Below are 14,812 nucleotides of genomic sequence, written 5' to 3' on the forward strand. Positions count from 1 at the left end.
GGGGTCGAGGCGCCCCGGGCGGGTCCGCCGAGTCGCTGGACCCGCGGACGGCGACTGCCTACGGTACGGAGGGTGACCTCCGGTGCACCCGTTCCCCTGGTCGGGCGGTCGGTGGAGATGGCGCACCTGCTGGACCTGCTGGGCCGCGCCGAGGGCGGCAGCCCGGCGGTCGCCCTGCTCGGGGGCGAGGCCGGCGTCGGCAAGTCCCGGCTCATGGCCGAGTTCGCCTCCGCAGCGGCCGCCCGGGGGGCGCTCGTCCTCTGCGGGGGCGCGGTCGACGTGGCCGATCCGCCGCCGTTCCTCCCGCTGGCCATCGGGCTCCGCGCGCTGCTGCGGGACCCGCCGCCGGGTGTCGCGGAGGTCGTCCGGCCGTGGCTCGCCGACCTCGCGCGCCTGCGGATCGTCGCGGGCCCGCCCGGGGAGGCGGGGGAGGCGTGGCCCGTCCACCCGCTGGACCTCGTGTTCCGGGTGCTGGCGGAGCTGGCCGGGACCGCACCGCTCCTCGTCGTCCTGGACGACCTGCACTGGTCGGACACCTCCACCCGGGACCTGCTCGCCTACCTCCTCGGCGGCTTCGTCGACGAACGGATCCTCGTCGTCGGCGCGTACCGGACGGGTTCGGGGGGCCGGGACACCGGGTGGACCGGCACGCTCGCCGGCCTGCGGCGGCACAGCCGGGTCCGGGTCCGGCGGCTGGACACGCTGAACCGCGACGCCGTCGGCGAGATCGTCGCCGTGCACGGCGCCACGAGCGCGACCGTGGCCGGCGAGCCGGTCGACGTCGCGGACCTGGTCTGGGAGCGCTCGAACGGGAACGCGTTCATCGCCGAGGAGACCCTGCGCGCGGTGCGCGACGGAGACCCGATGGCGCTCTCCGGAACCCTGCGCGAGATGGTGCTGGCGCGCGTCGCCGCGCTGCCCGACGCCGCGCAGGACGTCGTCCGGGTGCTCGCGATCGGCGACGCCGCGGTGCCCCATGACCTGCTCGAACGCGTCGCCTCGACGTCGGGTGCCGAGCTCAACGCGGCCGTGCGCGCCGCCGTGGAGGACGGCACCGCGGTCGTCGACGAGGCGGTGCAGGGCTACCGGCTGCGCCACGGCCTGACCACGGCGGTCGTCGTGGGCGCCCTGCTGCCCGGCGAGCGCCGCGAGCTGCACCGACGGTTCGCCTCCGGGCTCGCGGACCTGCGCCCGGACGACGACAGCACCTCCGCGCTGCTCGCCCACCACTGGGAACGGGCGGGGGACCGGGAACGCGCGCTGGTCGCGTCGGCCGTCGCGGCCGGAGCGGCCGAGCGGGTGCGCGGCTACGCGGAGGCGTTCCGGCACTGGCGGCGCGTCGCGGACCTGCTCGACGACGGCGACGCGGCGCGGCTCGTCCCGGCGGGCCGGGTCCCCGCGCTGGACCGGGGCGTCACCCTGGACCGCGCCGCCGAGGCCGCCCACCTGGCCGGGGAGCACGAGGGCGCGATCACCGCCATGCGGGAGCGGCTCGGGCTGGTCGCGGCGCTGGAGGCGGAGCCCGACGGGCTGGACGGCGCCGTGCTCGTCTCCCGGCTGGGCCGCTACCTGCTCGCCGCCGGGCGCGGCACCGAGGCCGAGCTCGCCTACCGGCGCGGCGCGGACATGCTGCCCGAACGCGGCGGCGAGTCCGCGCGGGCGTCGGTGCTCGCCGGCCACGCGGAGTCCCTCCTGCAGGCCGGGAACTTCACCGCGGCCAGGTCCGAGGCCGAACGGGCGCTGCGGCTGGCCCGGGCCGCCGGGGCGCTCGACGAACAGGCGCGGGTCCTGGTGACCCTCGGGTTCAGCCTCGCCTACCTCGAGGACCCGGCGGCCGGCGCGGAGGCACTGGCCGAGGGGCTGCGGGTGGCCGAACGCAGCGGGAACCCGGCCGTGCTCGGACGGGCCTTCGAGCAGCGCGCGGACCTGCTGTCCGGCCCGCTCAACCAGATGTCCGCCGGGGTGGAGGTGGCCCTCGCCGGGGCGAAGCGGCTCGACGAGCTCGGGCTGGGCCGCACCTACGGCGTGCGGCTGCTCGCGGTCGCGGCCAACGGGCTCTTCCGGCTCGGCCGCTGGGACGAGGCGATGGCCGCCATCGAGGAGGGCTGGTCCGCCTGGCCCAGCGGCAGCGAGGCGCTGGACATCCGGCTCGCCCGCTGCAAGCTCCGGATCGGCCGCGGCGACCTCTCCGGGGCCGAGGAGGACCTCGACGCCGTCGAGGTCCTCGCCCGCGCCACCGCCGGCCCGCGCTGGCGGATCCCACTGCTGACGCTGCAGGCCGGGCTGGACATGTTCCGGGGCCGCCCGGACCACGCGCTCGACGACGTGGCCGCGGGCCTCGACATCGTCGACCAGGGCTCGGACGACGTGTGGCTGGTGGCCCCGCTCGTCTGGCACGGGTTGCGGGCCTACGCGGAGACCGTCCGGCTGGACCGTCCGCGGCCCGGGGCCGCGGCCGTCGAGCGGCTGCGCCGCCACGTCGAGGACCTGGACCGGCGGGCGCGCGACGCCGCCCCGCTGGTCGGCGAGGGCGTCGGGGCGTTCGTGCTGATGTGCCGGGCGGAGGACGCGCGCGCGTCCGGCGCGTCGGATCCCGGGCTGTGGCAGGGCGTCGCGGAACACTGGGAGCGCGGCGACCAGCCCTATCCGGCTGCCTACGGGCGGCTGCGGCAGGCGGAGGCGCTGCTGGAGCGGCGGACCCGCTCGTCGGCGGCCGCGGAGGCGCTGCGGCGGGCGCACCGCACCGCTGTCGCGCTCAGCGCGGGACCGTTCCGGGCCGAGGTCGAGGACCTGGCGCACCGGGCCCGGATCAGGCTCCCGGACCCGAACGCCGTCGTGGACTCCGCGCCGGAACGGGAGGCCCGGCCGTCGGCCGGGATCGACGCCCTGACCGTCCGCGAACGCGAGGTGCTGGAGGAGATCGCCGAGGGCCGCACGAACCGGGAGATCGGCGAGCGGCTCTTCATCAGCGAGAAGACGGTCGGGATCCACGTGACCCACATCCTCGCGAAGCTCGGTGTGCGGACGCGGGTGCAGGCGGGGGCGATCCACGTGCGCGCCGCCGGCGTGGCCTGAAGGACGCACCAGGGGCTCGCCGGCGGGACCCCTCCACCCGCCGCCGAGCCCCTGCCCCCGCTTTCCTGCCGGGAGATCGGGTGGCGCTCAGACCGCCATGAGCGCCCGGAGCTGGCCCAGCGCGCGGGCGCGGGTGGGCCCGATGCTGCCGGTCGGGATCCCGGTCGCGGCGCTGATCCGCTCGTAGGACCACGGCTCGTCGGCGAAGAGCGCGCCGAGCAGGAGCTGCCGCCGCCGCGGGAGTGCCGCGACGAGCGAGCGCAGCAGGCGGGCGGCCTCCTGGTCGATCGCGCACTGCTCGGGGCCGGGCCGCGGGTCCGGCAGGCACACGCCCGCGTCGTCCGCGGGGACGCCGGCGTGCGCGGACCGGTCGAGGATCCGCAGGCACTCCCGCCCGGCGACGGTGGAGAGCCAGCCGGGCAGCCGCCGCGGATCCTGGATGTGCTGGGCGTTCTGGGCCAGCCGCAGCCAGGTGGACTGGACGGCGTCGTCCGCGTCGGCCTCCTGCAGCCGGAAGGCGCGGACCCGGGAGCGGACCAGCCGGTCGTAGCGGGTGGTCACCTCTCGCCAGGCCGTCGGCTCGCCGGCGGAGAGCCGGTCGAGCAGGTCCTGGTCCGGCTGGCCGTCGACCGGTTCCCGCGGTGGCGGTACGGCCTGGCTCGGAACGTGGCTGAGTGCGGGCGCGCGCATGGTCCCCTCCAGGCGGAGTCCTCTTCGCGGAGAGTCCGGGGGCCGGGGCACCGGCACGGCTCTGACCCCGCGAAGCATTCCGCCCTAGGCGGTGGACCGCGTCGGGAGACACCCCTAGGAGGGTGCGCGGGACCCCCCTATTTCCGACCCGCCCGGCGGGTCAGCGCGGGGTGTGCTGTGTCGGTCGCCCTGTGCTGTTCCAGTCAGGGCTGTTCCGGTCAGGGCTGTTCCGATCGGCGCTGTTCCGGTCGGGGCTGTGCCCGTCGCGCGGGGAGCGGTGCGCGACCCAGGCCGCGGCGGCCGGGGAGAAGCCGCGGCGGGAGGCGTCCCACTCACCGGCGTCCGGGCGCTCGCCGGGGGAGCGGCGCCGGGCGTCCTGCCCGCAGGGAGCCGTGTGGACCGCGGAGTGCACCCACAGCACGGTGCCGTCCGGCAGCGCCCGGTCGAGGTGGGCGTAGGTGACGTGCTCCTCGAACTGCGCGTCGATCGGGGCGTAGCAGCGCTCACAGATCAGGATCATCGCGTCTCCAGGTGACGGGTCCCGGCACGGCGAGGGAGGTGCACGGGCCGGGACGTGCTTCGGGGGCTCGGATCGGCGTGGAGATCGGCACTGATCGAAAGAACCGGAAGCCCTGGTGCGTGGTGCCCCCTCGGAAGGGGGGTCCGAACGCCAGTGTCGCATTCGGCAGCCGCGCGGGCCGAGGGGTGGGCGGCGTGGCGTCAGGCACGCGACGGAGGCTGTCGGTAGGGCGGTATAGGCTCCGAACGCGGCGAATTGCACAGGTGTCATTCGCCCGTCCGGACCCGTGCCGCACGAGGAGAGGACCCCCGCTTGCGTCTCGTCCACGCCGCCGATCTCCACCTGGACAGCCCCCTGCTCGGCCTGTCCCGGCTGGGGGACTCCGAGCTCGCGGACACCCTGCGCCGGGCCACCCGCCGGGCGTGCGAGAACCTCGTGGACCTCGTGGTGGACGACGAGGCGGACGCGCTGCTGCTGGCGGGGGACGTCTACGACGGGAACTGGAAGGACTACGCCACCGGGCAGTTCTTCGTCCGGCAGATGAGCCGCCTGCACGACGAGGGCGTCCCGGTCTTCCTGATCAACGGCAACCACGACGCGGAGAGCGAGATCACCCGCTCGCTGCGGCTGCCGCCGAACGTGCACCGGCTCTCCACCGAGCGCCCCGAGACGATCACGCTCGACGACCTGGGGCTCGCCGTGCACGGCCAGGGCTTCGCCCACCGCGCGGTCCTGGAGAACCTGGTCCCCGCCTACCCGGACGCGATCCCGGGCATGGTCAACGTCGGGCTGCTGCACACCTCGGTGCAGGGCGCCGAGGGGCACGACTCCTACGCCCCGTGCGCCCCGGAGGACCTCGCGGCCTGCGGGTACGAGTACTTCGCCCTCGGCCACGTGCACGATCGCCGCACCGTGTGCGACGGGCGGCACGTCGCCGCGTTCAGCGGGAACCTCCAGGGCCGGCACCCGCGGGAGACGGGGGCGAAGGGTGCCCTGGTCGTCGACGTCGAGGCCGGGGGACGTGCGGAGCTGCGGCACGCGGTGTGCGACGTCGCGCGCTGGGAGCACCTGCGGCTGGACCTGAGCCTGGCGCGGGACATGGACGAGGTGCTGGTCGTGGTGGACGCCGCGCTGCGCACCGCCTGTGTCGACGCCGGGGCGCGGCCCGTCGTCGCCCGGGTGACGCTGGACGGCGCCTCCCCGGCCGCGGCCTCCCTGCTGGACGCCGAGGGGCTGCGCGCCGAGATCGACCTGCTCGCCGAGAAGGCCGGCGCGGCCGTGGAGAAGGTGCGCAACCGGACCCGCCCCGCCGCGGACGACGGCGGCCGACCGGTGGACCCGGACCTGGCGGACGCGATCGCCGTCGCCGCCGCCGAGCTGGTGTCGGACCCCGAACGGGCCGCCGCCTTCGCGCTGCCGCTGGAGAAGGAGGTCGGCCGTCGCCTGCGCGGGGCCGGCCTGCTGGACCTGCGCGACGTCGACCGGCTTAGCGGGCTCGCCCGGCGCGCCGAGCAGGAGCTGCTGGCCCACCTGGCCGGGCCGGTGCGCGCGGACCCCGACGGCACGCGGGCCGCGGGCTGAGCGGCATGCGGATCCGGCGCCTCGTCCTCGAGCGGTACGGCCCGCACGAGGGGCGGGAGCTGCTGCTCGGTCCGGGGCTGACGCTCGTCACCGGGCCGAACGAGGCGGGCAAGTCCACGTTGCTCGACGCGCTGTCGGACCTGCTGTGGGGCTTCCCGAAGCCGATCCGGCACAACTACGCGTTCTCGTCGGCGCGGCTGGCGCTCGTGGCGGACGCCGAGGTCGACGGCCGGGAGCTGTGCGTCCGCCGGACCACGCGCGGGCTCGCCACCACGGAGACCGACGAGCCCGTCGACGCCCCGTGGGGGCCCGGTGGCGCCGAGGCGCGGCGGCGCTGGCGGCAGGGTTTCGGGCTCGGGCACGCCGAGCTCCGGGCGGGGGGCGCGCGGCTCTGCGAGGGCGGCGGCGACCTGGCCGAGCTCGTGTTCACCGCGCGCAGCGGCCGGGACGTCCGGGCGCTGCTGGACAAGCTCGACGCCGAGGCGGACAGCCTGTTCAAGGCGAACAGGAACAGCAAGTCCGTCGCCCTGCGGCAGGCGATGACGCAGTACGAGACGGTCGACGGCCAGGTCCGGGAACGCATGTCCCGGGCCGGCGAGGTCGCGGACCTCGCCACCGAGATCACCCGCCTGGAACGCCGGGCGGCCGCGCTGAGCAGGGACCGGGAGGTGGCGGCCCGGGCGAGCGCGGAGGCCGCCCAGCGGGTCCGGGCCTTCGAGCCGGCGTGCCGGTTGGCGTCGCTGCGGGACGCGGTCGCGGAGCTGCAGGAGTCCGGCGTCGTCCTGGACGCCGAGCGGCTGGCGGAGTTCGACGCCGCACACGCCGTCCGGGAACGCGCGGACACCGACCTCGCCGCCCTGCGCGAGCAGATCGAGGAGCTCCGGGCCCGGCGCGCGGAGGTGCAGCTCGACGAGGCACTCGTCGCGGACGCGGCGCGGGTGCGGGAGCTGGACGGCGCCCGCCAGGCGCGGGCGGCCGATGCGGAGCGCGCCGTGGCGCTGCGGCGCGACGCCGAGGACCACGCCCGGCGGGTCGCCGAGCTGCTGGACACGATCGTGCCGGTCGTCGACGGCCCGGACCCCGTCGGACGACCCGCACCCGGCGGGGATGTCACCGCCCGCCTCGCCGCCGTCGTGATCGCCGCGGACCGGGTCGCGGACCTCGACCGGCTCGCCGCCCGGGTGCGGGAGGCCGTCGAGGAGTCCGGGCGGGCGGACGCGGCGCAGCACGAGGCCCAGCGGGCCGCGCGCGACGCCGCGGACGAGGACGAGGGCCCGGAGGCCACCGCCGTCGCGCGGGTCGCCGAGGCCAGGCGCGCCGTGCTCGCGGACGGGTCGCCGGTGGCTCGGCGGCGGGCCGCCCTGGCCGAGGTCGCGGACGCCGCCCGGCGCCGGCACGAGGCCCTCGCGGGCACGGGCCTGCACCCGGACGACGAGACCCCCGAACCGCCGCCCGCGGGCCGGATGGCGGAGCTTCCGGGCGGCCCTGCGGGACGCGGCCCTCGCCGCGGAGCGGGCGGAGGGCGAGCGCGAGCGCACCGCCCGGCGCCTCGCCGCCGCCCGCCGGATGCTCGACGAGCTCGCCGCGGACGGAGCGCCCCCGGACCCGGACAGCCTCGCCGCCGCCCGCGCCGTGCGGGACGCCGCGGTCGACGCCTTCCTCGCGGCCCGGGAGCCGCGGGAGAGCGCAGCGGCGGCCCTGGCCGTCGAGCGGGCCGTCCGGGCCGCGGACACGATCGCGGACCGGATGATCACCTCCGCGGACCGGGTCGCCGAGCACGCCCGCCGCCGGGCGGAGGTCGCCTCCGCGGACCAGGAGAACGCCGAAGCCGAACGGGCCGCGCACGCCGCGGCCGAGATCCAGGACGCCGCGGAGGAGGAGTGGCGGGCCCTCTGGCCCGGCATCCCGGCGCCACGCCCGGACGAGGCGGAGACCGTGCACCGCGCGCTCGTCGCCGCACGGCAGGCCGAGGCGGACCGCGCGCACGCCGCGGAGCGCGCCGAGATGCTGGCCGAGGACGCCCTCTCCCAGGCCGACACCCTCTCCGTCGCGCTCGCCGCCGCCGGCCGGCCCCGGGACGACGCGGACCTGGACGCGATGATCGTCGCGGCCGAGGACCTCGAGGCGGACGCGGACCGGGCCCGGGACCGCCGGGTCCTGCTCGGCCGGCTCCGGGCGGAGGTCCACCGGGCCGCCGCCACGGCGGACGCCCGCCGCCACGACCTGGACGAGGCCGAGCTGCGCTGGCGGCACGCCCTGCGCGCCGCGGGCGTCCCCGCCGGAACCGGCCCGGACGGCTGGGACGTGCGCCGGGACGCGCTGCTCGACGCGGCCCGCGCGCACGCCGAGGGCCGCCGCGCCGCGGAGGAGGCCGAGGTCCTCGCCGGCCGGGTCGCGCGGCACGACGCCGCGGTCGCCGAGCTGGCCGCCCGGCACCTGGACGAGAAGGACGGGAGCCCCGCGGCCCACCTCGTCGAGCTGGCGGAACGGGTCCGCGCGGCCGAGGCGGCGGCCGTCTCCGCGGGCCACCTGGACACCCAGCTCGCGACGGCCGAGCGGGAGGTCCGGGAGCGCTCCCGGGCGGCGGACTCCGCCGCGTCGGTGCTGGACCGCCTCGCCGTCGAGCTGTCCCTCACCGCGGCGCCGGAGGAGGGCGGGATCGAGGCCGCCGCCGAGCGCGGCCGCACGGCCGTCCGGCTCGCGGGGGAGATCGACACCGCGCTCGCCCTGCTGCGCACCGCCGCCCCGGACCTGGACGCGGACGAGCTCGTCGAGGCGTCCCGCAGCACCGAGGCCACGGGCCTGGACGAGGCCCTGTCCCGGTCGCGGGAGAGCGAGGCCGCGCTCGCCGCGGAGAACGACGCCCTGCTCGAGCAGCTCGGCGGCCTGCGCTCGCGGCTGCGGACGCTGGAGGGCGCGGAGGGCGTGGCCGTCCTGCACGCGGAGGCCCAGGAGCACCTGTCCCGGGCGGCGGACGCGGCCGAGCGCTACCTCGTCGTGCACCTGCAGCGGGAGATCCTGCGCCGCGAGCTGGAGAGCTACGAGCGGCGGCACGCGTCGCCGCTGCTGGTCGAGGCGGGCGGGCTGCTCGAGCGGCTCACCGGCGGCCGGTTCACCGGGCTGCGGCCGGGGGAGGGCGGGCGCACCCTCGTCGCGGTCCGGGCCGACGGCGAGGAGCTGACCCCGGACCAGCTCTCCGAGGGCACCGCGGACCAGGCGTTCCTCGCGCTGCGCCTCGCGGGCGTCGTGGCGCTGCAGGCCGAGCGCGAGGCGGACGGGCTGCCCCCGGTCCCGGTGGTGCTGGACGACGTCCTCATGACCTTCGACGACGGGCGCGCGGCCGCCGCGCTGGGCGTCCTGGCCGATCTGGGGCAGCGCTGGCAGGTCGTGCTGCTCACCCACCACGACCACCTCGCCCCGCTGGCGTCCGCCGCGGGCTCCGTCGCGGTCGTGCCGCTCGACGCGCCCGCGGCCCTGCCGTCCGCGGGCTGAGCGGTCGGTCTCCTCCGGCCCGAAGGCGCGCGTCGTGCTGGTTCCGCTCGCGGTCGGACCCGCGCGGAGGCTCCGGGACGAGAGCGGAGCGTCCCCGGTACGGCACGTCGACGCGAGCGGCCCCCGGGGACAGGGAAGGATGGCGTCTGTGATGGACCCGACCGGGCAGCAGTTCGAGATCGCCGCCGGCGGCGTGCGCGCCGTCGTCACCGAGGTGGGGGCAGGCCTGCGCTCGTTCACCGTGGGTGGCGTGCCGTACGTGGAGACCTACGAGGCCGGGCAGCGCCCGCCGCGGGGCAGCGGCTCGCTCCTCGCGCCGTGGCCGAACCGGGTCGCGGGCGGGAGGTGGACGTGGGAGGGCACGCCCCAGCAGCTCGCCCTGACCGAGCCCGCCGCCGGCCACGCGATCCACGGCCTGCTCCGGCACGTCCTGTGGGAGGCCGAGCCCGATGCCGAGAGCGTCCGGCTCACGGCCGTGGCGCCGCCGCAGCCGGGCTGGCCGGAGCCGGTCCGCGTCGCGGTCCGCTACACCGTCGGCTACGAGGGCCTCACCGTGACCACCGTCGCGACGAACCTGGGGGAGTGGCCCGTCCCGTTCGGCCTCGGCTTCCATCCCTACCTGCGGGCCGGTGACGCCGGGACGGACGACAGCACGCTCCGCCTCGCCGCCACCACCGAGCTTCCCGCTCGAGGCCCAGCTCCCGGCCGGCCCCGCCCGTCCGCTGACCGGAACGGACCCGCGCCGCGCCGGCCTGCCGCTGCGCGGAGCGTCCCTGGACTCCGCGTTCGGCGGCTGCGAGCCGGACCCCGTCGACGGCCGGGTCCGGCACACCCTCACCGCCCCGGACGGCTCGGGCGTGGCGTTGTGGGCGGACCCGGACTTCCGCTGGGTCCAGGTCTTCACGCCGGAGGACTTCCCCGGGCGGGGCCGCGCCGTGGCCGTCGAGCCGATGACCTGCCCGCCGGACGCCCTGAACTCGGGCACGGACCTGATCGTGCTGGAGCCCGGGAAGGCCTGGACGGGCAGCTGGGGCCTCTCGCCGATCTCGGCTACCGCCTGAGCCCACCCGCGCCGGTAGGGTGACCTGCGCAACAGGCCGGCAGCAGCAGGTGAGGTGTCCCATGCAGTCTCTGGACGGCGGCGTCCTGCCCGCGATCGAGGGAGTCGAGGTCCCGGCGTACGACCGCTCGGCCGTGCGGGTGGGAGTGGTGCACTTCGGCGTCGGCGGTTTCCACCGCGCCCATCAGGCGATGTACCTGGACTCCCTGATGAACGAGGGCGAGGCGATGGACTGGGGGATCTGCGGGGTCGGCGTGCTGCCGGGGGACCGGCGCATGCAGGACGTCCTCACCTCGCAGGGCGGGCTCTACACACTCGTGGTCAAGCAGCCGGACGGCACGCTCGAGCCGCGGGTGATCGGCTCGGTCGTCGAGTACCTCTTCGCCCCGGACGACCCCGAGGCCGTGATCGAGAAGATGGCGGCCGAGAGCACCCGCATCGTCTCGTTGACCATCACCGAGGGCGGGTACAACATCGACCAGGTCACGGGGGAGTTCGCCGAGGACACCCCGGCGATCCAGCAGGATCTGCAGGCGGGAGCGGTGCCGGAGACGGTGTTCGGGCTGGTCACCGAGGCCCTCGCCCGGCGCCGCGAGCGCGGGCTGCCCGCCTTCACGATCATGTCCTGCGACAACATCCAGGGGAACGGGGACACCGCGGCCCGCACCTTCACGGCCTTCGCCCGGCTCCGCGACGCCGCGCGCGGGGACACGGGGCTCGCGGAGTGGGTGGAGGAGAACGTCTCCTTCCCGAACTCCATGGTGGACCGGATCACCCCGGCGACGAGCGACGAGGACCGCGCCCGGCTGGCGGACGAGTTCGGCCTCACGGACGGCTGGCCGGTCGTGTGCGAGCCGTTCACGCAGTGGGTGCTGGAGGACCACTTCTCGGCGGGGCGGCCTCCGTTCGAGGACGTCGGCGTGCAGCTCGTCGAGGACGTCGTGCCCTACGAGCTGATGAAGCTCCGCCTGCTCAACGCCGGCCACCAGGCGCTGGGCTACCTCGGCTTCCTCGCCGGGCACCGCTACGTGCACGAGGTCGCGGGCGATCCGCTCTTCGCCCGCTTCATCCGGGACTACATGGACCACGAGGGCACCCCCACGCTGAGCCCCGTCCCCGGCGTCGACCTGGACGACTACAAGACGACGCTGATCGAGCGCTTCGCCAACCCCGGGGTCGCGGACACCCTGGCGCGGATCAACTTCGGCAGCTCGGACCGCATCTCGCTCTGGGTCCTGCCGGTGATCCGCCACCAGCTCGCGCAGGGCGGTGAGATGGAGCGCGCCGCGGCCGTCGTCGCGGGGTGGGCGCGCTACGCCGAGGGCGTCGACGAGAAGGGCGAGCCGATCGACGTCCAGGACCGGCTCGCGGACACCCTCGTCCCGCTGGCGAAGTCCCAGCGGGAGGACCCGCTCGCGTTCGTGCGCAACACCTCGGTCTTCGGGGACCTCGCCGAGAACGAGCGGTTCACCGAGGCCTACCTGTGGGCACTGGACTCGCTGCACACGCACGGGGCGCGCGCGACGGTCGAGGCGCTCGTCGCCCGGCGGTGAGGTCCTCGCGCGGTGATGCTGTCGCCCGATAGGGAACGAGGGTCCGGGAGTAGCGTCCGGGCATGACCCTGCTGCAGGACCCCGCACCGACCCTGATCGGCCGGGTCGTCGACGACGGGGGCGCCCCTGTCCCGGGCGCCCACGTCACGGTGCTCGACGACGACGGCCGGCAGGTCGATCTCGCGGAGGTCTCCACGGACGGCCGGTTCGCGGTCCGCGGCATTCCGGGCTCGCCCGTCACCGTCCTGGTGGGCGGCATCGGCCACGAGCCGGTGTCCGAGCGCCTCTACCTCGACGGCCGGGTGTCCCACCGGAGCTTCCGGCTCGCCGCGCGCCGGCTCGCGCTCACCCGTGAGCCAGCAGGGCGGCCCCGATGATCCCCGCGTCGTTGAGCAGCGCCGCCGGCGTCATCGGCGTCCGCGTCTCGACGTAGGGCAGCCAGCGGTCGGCCTTCTTGCTCACCCCGCCGCCGAAGACGATCAGGTCCGGCCAGAGCAGGTTCTCGACCGTCTGGAAGTAGCGGGTGAGGCGGGCTCCCCACTCCTCCCAGGACAGGCCCTCGCGTTCGCGCGCGGAGTCCGCGGCGCGGGTCTCGGCGTCGAACCCGTCGATCTCCAGGTGGCCGAGCTCGGTGTTCGGGACCAGCTTCCCGTCGATCACCAGCGCGGAACCGATCCCGGTGCCGAGCGTGGAGATCAGCACGACGCCGCTGTGCCCCTTGGCCGCTCCGAACTCCACCTCGGCGACGCCGGCGGCGTCCGCGTCGTTCACGACCAGGGCCTTGCGCCCGGTCACGCTCTTCATCAGCTCGTGCGCGTCGACCCCGATCCAGGCCGGGTCCACGTTGGCGGCGGTCTGCACGACCCCGTGCTGGACGACCGCGGGGAACGTGCAGCCGAACGGCGCGTCCCAGCCGAAGTGGTCCAGGATCTCCCCGACGACCTTGGCCACGGCCTCCGGTGTCGACGGCTGCGGGGTGACGAGGCGGAGCCGGTCCTCGGAGAACCGGCCCTTCTCCAGGTCGACCGGGGCGCCCTTGATCCCCGAGCCGCCGATGTCGATCCCGAACCCGTGGTGCTTCTTCAGCTTCGACATGATCAGCTCCCCGAGCTCAGTGCCGCCGCGACGACCTCGCGAGCCTCGTCCTGGACCCGGGCCAGGTGCTCCGGGCCCCGGAAGCTCTCCGCATACACCTTGTAGACGTCCTCGGTGCCGGACGGCCGCGCGGCGAACCAGCCGCTCTCCGTCGTCACCTTGAGCCCGCCGAGCGGCTCGCCGTTACCGGGGGCCGTCGTCAGCCGGGCCGTGATCGGCTCGCCTGCCAGCTCCGTCGCGGTGACGTCGTCGGCGGACAGCTTGCCGAGCTTCGCCTTGTCCTCGCGCGAGCACGCGACGTCGATCCGGGCGTACGCGGGCTCGCCGAACCGGCCGGTCAGCTCGCGGTAGTGCTCGCTCGGGGTCCGCCCGGTCACGGCGGTGATCTCGGAGGCGAGCAGCGCCATGATGATCCCGTCCTTGTCCGTGGACCAGGGCGTGCCGTCGTTGCGCAGGTAGGAGGCCCCCGCGCTCTCCTCGCCGCCGAAGGCGATGCTGCCGTCGCGCAGCCCGGGCACGAACCACTTGAAGCCGACGGGCACCTCGAGCAGCGTCCGGCCCAGGTCCGCGGCGACCCGGTCGATCATCGACGAGCTCACCGCCGTCTTGCCGACCGCGGCGCCGCCGGGCCAGCCCGGCCGGTTCGCGTAGAGGTAGCCGATCGCGACGGCGAGGTAGTGGTTCGGGTTCATCAGCCCGCCGTCGCGGGTGACGATGCCGTGCCGGTCGGAGTCCGCGTCGTTGCCGGTGGCGATGGCGAACGGCGCACCGCTCTTCATGCGCTCGACCAGGGACGCCATCGCGTACGGCGACGAGCAGTCCATCCGGATCTTGCCGTCCCAGTCCAGCGTCATGAAGCCGAACGTCGGGTCCGTCTGCGGGTTCACGACCGTGAGGTCCAGCTTGTACCGCTCCGCGATCGCACCCCAGTAGTGCACGGACGCGCCGCCGAGCGGGTCCGCGCCGAGCACGACCCCGGCCGAGCGGATCGCCTCCAGGTCGACGACGGCGGGGAGGTCCGCGACGTAGGCGTCCATGAAGTCGTAGCGCCCGACGTCCCCGCGGACCCGCTCCAGAGGGGTGCGCCGCACGCCGCGCAGGTCCGCCTCGAGCAGCTCGTTCGCCCGACCGGCGATCCAGCTGGTGGCCGCGGTGCCCGCGGGGCCGCCGTCGGGGCCGTTGTACTTGAAGCCGCCGTCCTGGGGCGGGTTGTGCGAGGGGGTGACGACGACGCCGTCGGCGAGCCCGTCCGTCCGGCCCCGGTTGTGGGTCAGGATCGCGTGCGAGACGGCGGGCGTGGGCGTCCAGCCGTCCGCCGAGTCGACGAGGACCTGCACGTCGTTGGCCGCGAACACCTCCACGGCCGTGGTCCACGCCGGATCCGACAGCGCGTGCGTGTCCTTCCCGAGGAAGAGCGGCCCGTCCGTGCCCTGCGCGGCGCGGTACTCGCAGATCGCCTGGCTGGTCGCCGCGATGTGGTCGTCGTTGAAGGTGGCCGTGAAGGAGGACCCGCGGTGCCCGGAGGTGCCGAACGCGACGCGCTGCTCGACGACCGCCGGGTCCGGGCGCAGGTTCGCGTAGGCGGACAGCAGCGCAGGGACGTCGACGAGGTCCTCGGGTCGCGCCGGCGTACCGGCGCGTGGGTTCACGGACATGTCACTCCTCGGGACGACGTGCTCGGGCGGGGCTCAGCCTGCCGCATCTCGGGCCCGCGGTCATCCGGGCACCCCTTCTGCGTGCCGCCCG

General features: G+C 76.1%; 9 protein-coding genes and 2 pseudogenes. 7 read left to right on the top strand and 4 right to left on the bottom strand.

Annotated features, from left to right (window positions below; translation table 11 throughout):
- The first annotated feature begins 72 nt into the window (after positions 1 to 72).
- Positions 73 to 3,075, top strand: coding sequence for an ATP-binding protein (locus WBK50_RS14995; protein ID WP_341336211.1), 3,003 nt, complete (start codon positions 73 to 75; stop codon positions 3,073 to 3,075).
- A gap of 87 nt (positions 3,076 to 3,162) precedes the next feature.
- Here the strand turns inward: WBK50_RS14995 and WBK50_RS15000 are convergent, their stop codons facing one another.
- Together WBK50_RS15000 and WBK50_RS15005 are read right to left on the bottom strand one after the other, a co-directional pair.
- Positions 3,163 to 3,765, bottom strand: coding sequence for an RNA polymerase sigma factor (locus tag WBK50_RS15000; protein ID WP_341336212.1), 603 nt, complete (start codon positions 3,763 to 3,765; stop codon positions 3,163 to 3,165).
- 160 nt (positions 3,766 to 3,925) lie between these two features.
- Positions 3,926 to 4,285, bottom strand: a complete 360-nt coding sequence (locus WBK50_RS15005) for a hypothetical protein (RefSeq protein ID WP_341336213.1) — start codon at positions 4,283 to 4,285, stop codon at positions 3,926 to 3,928.
- Positions 4,286 to 4,597: 312 nt separating this feature from the next.
- On the opposite strand from WBK50_RS15005, the gene WBK50_RS15010 reads away from it, so the two are divergent.
- The 6 genes and pseudogenes from WBK50_RS15010 to WBK50_RS15035 all read left to right on the top strand — a co-directional run bounded on the left by WBK50_RS15010 (position 4,598) and on the right by WBK50_RS15035 (position 12,348).
- A complete protein-coding gene (locus tag WBK50_RS15010; protein WP_341336214.1) occupies positions 4,598 to 5,866 on the top strand; it encodes a metallophosphoesterase family protein in 1,269 nt (422 codons plus the stop codon).
- A gap of 5 nt (positions 5,867 to 5,871) precedes the next feature.
- A pseudogene (locus WBK50_RS35125) lies at positions 5,872 to 6,396 on the top strand (AAA family ATPase); the annotation flags it as partial.
- Between the two features lie 1,036 nt (positions 6,397 to 7,432).
- Positions 7,433 to 9,358, top strand: coding sequence for an ATP-binding protein (locus tag WBK50_RS15020; protein ID WP_341336216.1), 1,926 nt, complete (start codon positions 7,433 to 7,435; stop codon positions 9,356 to 9,358).
- Between the two features lie 148 nt (positions 9,359 to 9,506).
- Positions 9,507 to 10,419: pseudogene (locus WBK50_RS15025) on the top strand (aldose 1-epimerase family protein).
- 61 nt (positions 10,420 to 10,480) lie between these two features.
- Positions 10,481 to 11,971 carry a mannitol dehydrogenase family protein gene (locus WBK50_RS15030; RefSeq protein WP_341336217.1) on the top strand — a complete coding sequence of 497 codons (1,491 nt, stop codon included), beginning with the start codon at positions 10,481 to 10,483 and terminating at the stop codon, positions 11,969 to 11,971.
- 62 nt (positions 11,972 to 12,033) lie between these two features.
- Positions 12,034 to 12,348 (top strand): carboxypeptidase-like regulatory domain-containing protein, encoded by a 315-nt coding sequence (locus tag WBK50_RS15035; protein ID WP_341336218.1) that lies wholly within the window; start codon positions 12,034 to 12,036, stop codon positions 12,346 to 12,348.
- On the opposite strand, the gene ppgK is transcribed toward WBK50_RS15035, so the two are convergent.
- Together ppgK and pgm are read right to left on the bottom strand one after the other, a co-directional pair.
- A complete protein-coding gene (ppgK, locus tag WBK50_RS15040; RefSeq protein ID WP_341336219.1) occupies positions 12,317 to 13,066 on the bottom strand; it encodes a polyphosphate--glucose phosphotransferase in 750 nt (249 codons plus the stop codon). The two genes, WBK50_RS15035 and ppgK, sit on opposite strands and share 32 nt — an antisense overlap.
- A 2-nt stretch (positions 13,067 to 13,068) precedes the next feature.
- Positions 13,069 to 14,721 (bottom strand): phosphoglucomutase (alpha-D-glucose-1,6-bisphosphate-dependent), encoded by a 1,653-nt coding sequence (gene pgm, locus WBK50_RS15045; protein WP_341336220.1) that lies wholly within the window; start codon positions 14,719 to 14,721, stop codon positions 13,069 to 13,071.
- Positions 14,722 to 14,812 lie beyond the last annotated feature (91 nt).

Origin of the sequence: Pseudonocardia sp. T1-2H, from assembly GCF_038039215.1 — a bacterium.
GTDB lineage: Bacteria > Actinomycetota > Actinomycetes > Mycobacteriales > Pseudonocardiaceae > Pseudonocardia.